Genomic DNA, 5744 nt, shown 5'->3' on the forward strand with positions numbered 1-5744 from the left:
TGCTCCAGCGGCGTCATGCCGTCGTGCGCGAGCGCCTCGGGCGGCCGCGTTACCACGTGCTCACCTTGCCGATCGCGGCGGCGACGCGCTGCCAGCGCGTGGGCAGCGTCGCGTCGACCTCGCCGGTCGCGGCGTGCGCGCGGCAGCCGCCGCGCTCGATCGACGCGTCGGTGCGCACGTTCCAGCCGAGCGCATCGAGATCGTCCTGCAGATAGGCTTCGACGACGGGCAGGTCGGCCGGATTCACCGCGAGATGCGGCGCGCCGGACAGTGCGGGTTCCGCCGCGAGCACGTCGCGCACGGCGGCCACCAGCGCGGCCGGATCGTGCTTCACGTGCTGGCGCACGACCTGCTGCGCGATGTCGAGCGCGAGCTGCGCGATGTCGGCGGCCAGATCGTGCTCGACGGTCGACACGGCCTCGCGGAACGACGCGGCGAGCGCCGCGAGCTGCGCGGCCTGTTCACGCGCGTCGGCCTGGCCGGCTTCGAAACCCTGTTCGCGGCCCTGCTCGAAACCGGCCTGGTAGCCGAGCGCCTGGCCTTCGACGTGGCCGGCCGCATGGCCTTCGGCGTGCGCGGCGTCGCGCACGCGCTGCAGTTCCTCGGCGAGCGCGGCGGCGGCCGCTGCCGCGTCGTCGGGCGGCGGCGGGGGCGGCGGCGGGTCGAACGACGCCATCTCCCACCGCTGGTAGGCGGTGAGGGTGCCCGCGCGATCGCTCGCCGAATCAGACATACGCGTCTTCCGCCTTGCCGCCGATCGCGATCGCGCCGCTCTCGGCCAGGTTGCGCACGATCTGCAGGATGCGGCGCTGCTGCGTCTCGACGTCGGACACGCGCACCGGGCCGCGCGCGTCGAGATCCTCGGCGAGCAGTTCGGCCGCGCGCTGCGACATGTTCGCGAGGAACTTCTGGCGCAGTGCCGGCGGCGCGCCCTTCAGCGCGATGATCAGCGTTTCCGACTCGACTTCCTTGAGCACCATCTGGATCGCGCGATCCTCGAGGTCGAGCAGGTTCTCGAACACGAACATCTGGTCGATGATCTTCTGCGCGAGTTCGGCGTCGTACTGGCGCACGCTTTCGAGCACGCCTTCCTCATGCACGCTCGTCATGAAGTTCAGGATCTCGGCCGCGGTGCGGATGCCGCCCATCGGGCTGCGCTTCAGGTTGTCGCTGCCGGACAGCAGGCCCGTCAGCACGTCGTCGAGTTCGCGCAGCGCGGCCGGCTGGATGCCGTCGAGCGTCGCGATCCGCAGGATCACGTCGTTACGCAGCCGCTCGGTGAAGCACGACGCGATTTCCGATGCCTGGTCGCGGTCGAGGTGCACGAGGATCGTCGCGATGATCTGCGGATGCTCGTTCTTGATCAGTTCGGCCACGGCGGCCGAGTCCATCCACTTCAGGCCCTCGATGCCGCTCGTGTCGCTGCCCTGCAGGATGCGGTCGATCAGCACGCCGGCCTTGTCCTCGCCGAGCGCCTTGGTCAGCACCGAGCGGATGTAGTCGCTCGAATCGAGCGACAGCGCGGTGTGCTGCTCCGCTTCCTTCGCGAATTCGTGCAGCACGTCCTCGACCTGCTCGCGCGTGACGTTCTTCAGCGCGGCCATCGCGGCGCCGATCTTCTGGACCTCGCGCGGCGCGAGGAACTTGAATACCTGCGCGGCCTCTTCCTCGCCGATCGACATCAGCAGGAGCGCGCTCTTGGTCAAGCCTTCAGCGTTCATCGGACACCCAGTTCTTCACGACGGTGGCGACGATCTTCGGATCCTGGCGGGCGATCGTGCGCGCGTAGTCGAGGTTGCGTTCGTAACGGTTCTTCTCGCTCTCGAACCCGAGCAGCAGCGAATCGGGTTCCTCGGCCTTCTCCGGCGCCGGCAGGCCGTCGAGCGAGACCGGATCTTCCGGCGCGGCGAGCGCCGGCGCGGCCGGCTCGGGCGGCGGGAACGCACGGCGCATCGCCGGGCGCACGAACATGAAGTAGAGCGCCGCCGCGGCCGCCGCGATGCCGAGCCACTTCGCCGCTTCCTTCGCCATCTCGATCACGTCCGGCTGGCGCCACCACGGCAGGTCGGCGTACGGGTCGCTCGCGGTCGAGAACGCGCTGTTCACGACGTTCACCGAGTCGCCGCGCTTCGCGTCGTAGCCCATCGCATCCTTCACGAGCTGTTCGACCTGCGCGAGCTTCGCGGGCGGCAGCGGCTGCATGGTCACGTGGCCCTTCGCGTCGGCGACCGGCTGGTAGTTGACGACGACCGCGACCGACAGCCGCTTCACGCTGCCCATCGGTTGTTCGAGATGGCGGATCGTCTTGTCGACTTCGTAGTTGGTCGTCTGGTCCTTGCGGTCGCTCACCGGCGTCGTCTGCGGCGCGTTCGCGCCGTTGCCGGCGACGATCGGCGCGGACGCCGGCTGCGGCGGCGTGTTCGACAGCGCGCCCGGCACGCCCGATGCGCCGCCCTGCGCGAGTTCGGTCGAGCTGCTGGTCTGCTGGCTGCGGATCGCGGACTGCTGCGGATTGCCGTTCGGGCCGTAGCTTTCCGACGTCTGCTCGAGCTTCGAGAAATCGAGGTCCGCACTGACCTGCGAGCGCGCGTTGCCCGCGCCGAAGATCGGCGCGAGGATCGCGTCGATGCGCTTCTGCGTGTTGTGCTCGACCTGCTGCACGTACTTGAGCTGGCTCGCGTCGAGGCCCGACGCCGATGCGGTCTGGGTCAGCAGGTTGCCGTCCTGGTCGACGATCGTCACGTTCTTCGCGGGCATGTCGGGCACGCCGGACGACACCATCCGCGTGATGGCCTGGACCTGGCCCTCGTCGAGCACGCGGCCCGGGTAGAGGTCGATGAACACCGACGCGCTCGGCGCTTCCTTGTCACGTACGAACACCGACGGCTTCGGGATCGCGAGATGGACGCGCGCGCCGCGCACCGCGTTGATCGACTCGATGGTGCGCTGCAGCTCGCCTTCGAGCGCGCGCTGGTAGTTGATCTGCTCGGCGAACTGGCTGATGCCGAATTTCTGGTTGTCCATCAGCTCGAAGCCGACCGAGCCGCCCTTCGGCAGCCCCATCGCGGCCAGCTTCAGGCGCGTTTCATGCACCTGGTTCGACGGCACGAGGATCGCGCCGCCGGCGTCGGCGAACTTGTAGGGAACGTTTGCCTGCTGGAGCGCGGCAATGATCGCACCGCCGTCGCGATCCGACAGGTTGCTGTACAGCACGCGGTAGTCGGGCGCGCGGCTCCACAGCACGAGCGCGGTGATGACGGCGACCGCGAATGCGACGGCGATCAGGAACGGCAGCTTCGGGTTGCCCTTCATCCGCGAGATGCCGGGGATGCGTTCCGCGAAGCCGCCAAGCCCGAAGTCCGCGCCTGCGCCACCCACGCCTGGCAACGCGGCGGCCGCGGCGGCGCCGGGCGCCGGGCTGGCGAGGCCCGCGCGGGCGTCTGGGTTGATCAGCGAGTTGGCCTGCGAATCCATGCGTCGAGTTTCTCCGGAGCGGGACGACTGAGCTCGCTCGGACGAGCGGGCGGACAATGACACGATGCGATTATCGTGACCCGGGCCGCACTCCGATCGACCGAAAAGAGCGGGGTTTCCCCCGTACTTTCGCGGCTTTGACGCGCGGCGCGCTGCTATCCTTTTTCGGAATCCGGCATGGCGCGCGTGGGGCGGCGCCGGCGGATCTCCCGGTGCGTCCGGGTCTCTCTCTCAGTTTTGGGGACAGCATGACTGCGAACGTCAGCGGAATCGGTTCGGTGTTGCAACAGATGCAGTCGATGGCCGCGCAGGCGTCAGGCGGCGTCGCGAGCCCGACGGCGGCACTGGCCGGCTCGGGCGCGGCGACGGCCAGCACGTTCGCCAGCGCGATGAAGGCGTCGCTCGACAAGATCAGCGGCGACCAGCAGCACGCGCTCGGTGAGGCGCAGGCGTTCGAGGTCGGCGCGCCGAACGTGTCGCTGAACGACGTGATGGTCGACATGCAGAAAGCCAACATCGGCTTCCAGTTCGGGCTCCAGGTCCGCAACAAGCTAGTGAGCGCTTACAACGACATCATGCAGATGGCGGTTTGACACGGCGGCTATGCAGGGAAAGCGATCCGTGGACGACCATCCGGCCGGATCCGCGGGCAGCCCTTGCTGCGCCAGGCGGCACGCGCCGCTTACCTAAAGCTTTCCAAATCCCTTCCGATAACTCCGGTGAAGGCCGCGTCGTGCGATGCACGGCGGCGGTTCCCGTATAGCCAAGGCACAACAAGGAGAAGCGCATGTTTTCCCCAGGACACGCTGGAGCCAGTGCATACGCGCGTGTCGGCGTCGAGACCGGGGTGATGGGCGCTTCCCCGCACCGGTTGATCGCGATGCTGTACCAGGGTGCGCGGCAGGCGGTTGCGCTGGCGCGCATGCATTTGCAGCAAGGCAATGTGTCCGCGCGCGGCGAAGCGATCGGCAAGGCGATCCGGATCGTCGACAGCGGGCTGAAGGCATCGCTGAACCTCGATGCGGGCGGCGAGATCGCGGCGCGGCTGGACGCGCTGTATGCGTATATCACCCGGCGTCTGCTCGAAGCCAATGCGCAGGCGAGCGACACGATGCTGGTCGAAGTCGACGGGCTGCTCGCGACGCTCGAGGAAGCATGGACGGGGATCGCCCCGGAAGTCGCGCGGATGGCCGCACAACAGGCAGTGGAAGCATCACGATGAATCGCAAGGCCGAATACTTCGAACGTTACGAGGCGCTCGCCGCCGTGTCGGGCCGGATGCTGGGCGCTGCCCGCAGCGCCGACTGGAGCGCGTTGCCGGAGTTGCAGGCCGAATTCATGCAACTGGTCGACGGGTTGAAGGCGGCCGATCCGGGCGTCGTGCTCGACGAATCGGATCTCGGCCGCAAGCTTGACCTGATCCGCCGCATCCTGGCCGACGACGCCGCGATTCGCGATCTCGCGAGCCCGGACCTCGCGCGGCTGTCCGCGCTGTTCGAGGCGCGGCGCTCGACCAAGGTATTGACCGATCTCTACCGCGCGCGCGGGTAGGGCCCGTTTCCGGGGAAACGGCCGCGGGGCGCACGCGTCCGCTGGGGCAGGCGCGCAGTTCCCGCGGACGGCACCGGCGTGCCGTGCCCGGATTCGCAACGATGTGGCTGAGATGAGCAGGCTCCGATCATGACCGGTATCGACTCCGTTGCGGCCGCCCTGCTGGCGAGTCGCCTCGACAGCCTGCTGACCGGCACCGTGTCGGCGCCCGCCAGCGGCGGCGCGACCTCGCAGGTCGGCACGCCGGGCAACGGCGCGTCGTCCACGCCTTCGGCCGGCAGTCCGCCTGCCGCGCCGCCGGCTTCCACCCAGACCGCCCTGTCCGATGTCGGGCGCGTGCTCGACGCGATCTCGCGCGCGGGCGGCGACGCGACCCCGGCCATTGTCGGGCGCGCGCCGCTGCTGGCTGACCCCACCGTGCTGCTGACCGACACGGCTGCGCCGGCCCGCGCGCCGGCCGCCGCCGATCAGGCTGCGTCCTCCACGCCGGCTTCAGCCGCTGCATCGTCGGCTGCGGCGGTGCGCGACGCGGCTGCGACGTTGCCCGTCGCGGCGCTGCGCGCGGCGCTCGCGCAGGCCGTGAGCGAAAGCGGCCTTTTCTACGAATCTCACCTCGCGCAATGGCTGGCCGGCCAGCGTCCGCTGGCGGCGCTGATGCGCGAGCCGCAGGCGCGCCTCGCGGCCGCGCTCGCGCCGGCCGATCCGGATGCCGCCCAGCA

The 5744-nt window shown here is 69.5% G+C and carries 6 protein-coding genes and 1 pseudogene; 4 read left to right on the forward strand and 3 right to left on the reverse strand.

Annotated elements, in window-relative coordinates:
- Nucleotides 1-49: 49 nt before the first annotated feature.
- From fliH to fliF, 3 genes are read right to left on the reverse strand one after another with little or no spacing between them, the layout of a single operon-like run.
- Complete coding sequence (gene fliH, locus G3N96_RS37430) at nucleotides 50-733, reverse strand: flagellar assembly protein FliH (protein WP_089441241.1); 684 nt, start codon at nucleotides 731-733, stop codon at nucleotides 50-52.
- On the reverse strand, nucleotides 726-1721 hold the full coding sequence (gene fliG / locus G3N96_RS37435) for a flagellar motor switch protein FliG (protein WP_069249110.1): 996 nt from the start codon (nucleotides 1719-1721) through the stop codon (nucleotides 726-728). Before fliG ends, fliH begins: the two co-directional genes overlap by 8 nt.
- Nucleotides 1711-3474 (reverse strand): flagellar basal-body MS-ring/collar protein FliF, encoded by a 1764-nt coding sequence (gene fliF, locus G3N96_RS37440; protein WP_206140350.1) that lies wholly within the window; start codon nucleotides 3472-3474, stop codon nucleotides 1711-1713. The genes fliG and fliF overlap by 11 nt, the downstream gene beginning before the upstream one ends.
- Nucleotides 3475-3722: 248 nt before the next feature.
- Here fliF and fliE point away from each other — a divergent pair, with 248 nt between their 5' ends.
- The 4 genes and pseudogenes from fliE to G3N96_RS37460 form a co-directional block, all read left to right on the forward strand.
- On the forward strand, nucleotides 3723-4067 hold the full coding sequence (gene fliE / locus G3N96_RS37445) for a flagellar hook-basal body complex protein FliE (protein ID WP_046544213.1): 345 nt from the start codon (nucleotides 3723-3725) through the stop codon (nucleotides 4065-4067).
- 194 nt (nucleotides 4068-4261) lie between these two features.
- Nucleotides 4262-4696 carry a flagellar export chaperone FliS gene (gene fliS, locus G3N96_RS37450; protein ID WP_089495819.1) on the forward strand — a complete coding sequence of 145 codons (435 nt, stop codon included), beginning with the start codon at nucleotides 4262-4264 and terminating at the stop codon, nucleotides 4694-4696.
- Nucleotides 4693-5025 (forward strand): flagellar protein FliT, encoded by a 333-nt coding sequence (locus G3N96_RS37455; RefSeq protein ID WP_206140351.1) that lies wholly within the window; start codon nucleotides 4693-4695, stop codon nucleotides 5023-5025. The genes fliS and G3N96_RS37455 overlap by 4 nt, the downstream gene beginning before the upstream one ends.
- Nucleotides 5026-5154: 129 nt before the next feature.
- Nucleotides 5155-5744 (forward strand): annotated as a pseudogene (locus tag G3N96_RS37460) (flagellar hook-length control protein FliK); the annotation flags it as partial.

This window comes from Burkholderia sp. Se-20373 (assembly GCF_017104705.1).
GTDB lineage: Bacteria > Pseudomonadota > Gammaproteobacteria > Burkholderiales > Burkholderiaceae > Burkholderia.

What these genes read in the sequence shown, in the direction of transcription:
- fliH (WP_089441241.1), bottom strand. Translation starts at nt 733, where the DNA reads ATGTCTGATTCGGCGAGCGATCGCGCGGGCACCCTCACCGCCTACCAG.
- fliG (WP_069249110.1), bottom strand. Translation starts at nt 1,721, where the DNA reads ATGAACGCTGAAGGCTTGACCAAGAGCGCGCTCCTGCTGATGTCGATC.
- fliF (WP_206140350.1), bottom strand. Translation starts at nt 3,474, where the DNA reads ATGGATTCGCAGGCCAACTCGCTGATCAACCCAGACGCCCGCGCGGGC.
- fliE (WP_046544213.1), top strand. Translation starts at nt 3,723, where the DNA reads ATGACTGCGAACGTCAGCGGAATCGGTTCGGTGTTGCAACAGATGCAG.
- fliS (WP_089495819.1), top strand. Translation starts at nt 4,262, where the DNA reads ATGTTTTCCCCAGGACACGCTGGAGCCAGTGCATACGCGCGTGTCGGC.
- G3N96_RS37455 (WP_206140351.1), top strand. Translation starts at nt 4,693, where the DNA reads ATGAATCGCAAGGCCGAATACTTCGAACGTTACGAGGCGCTCGCCGCC.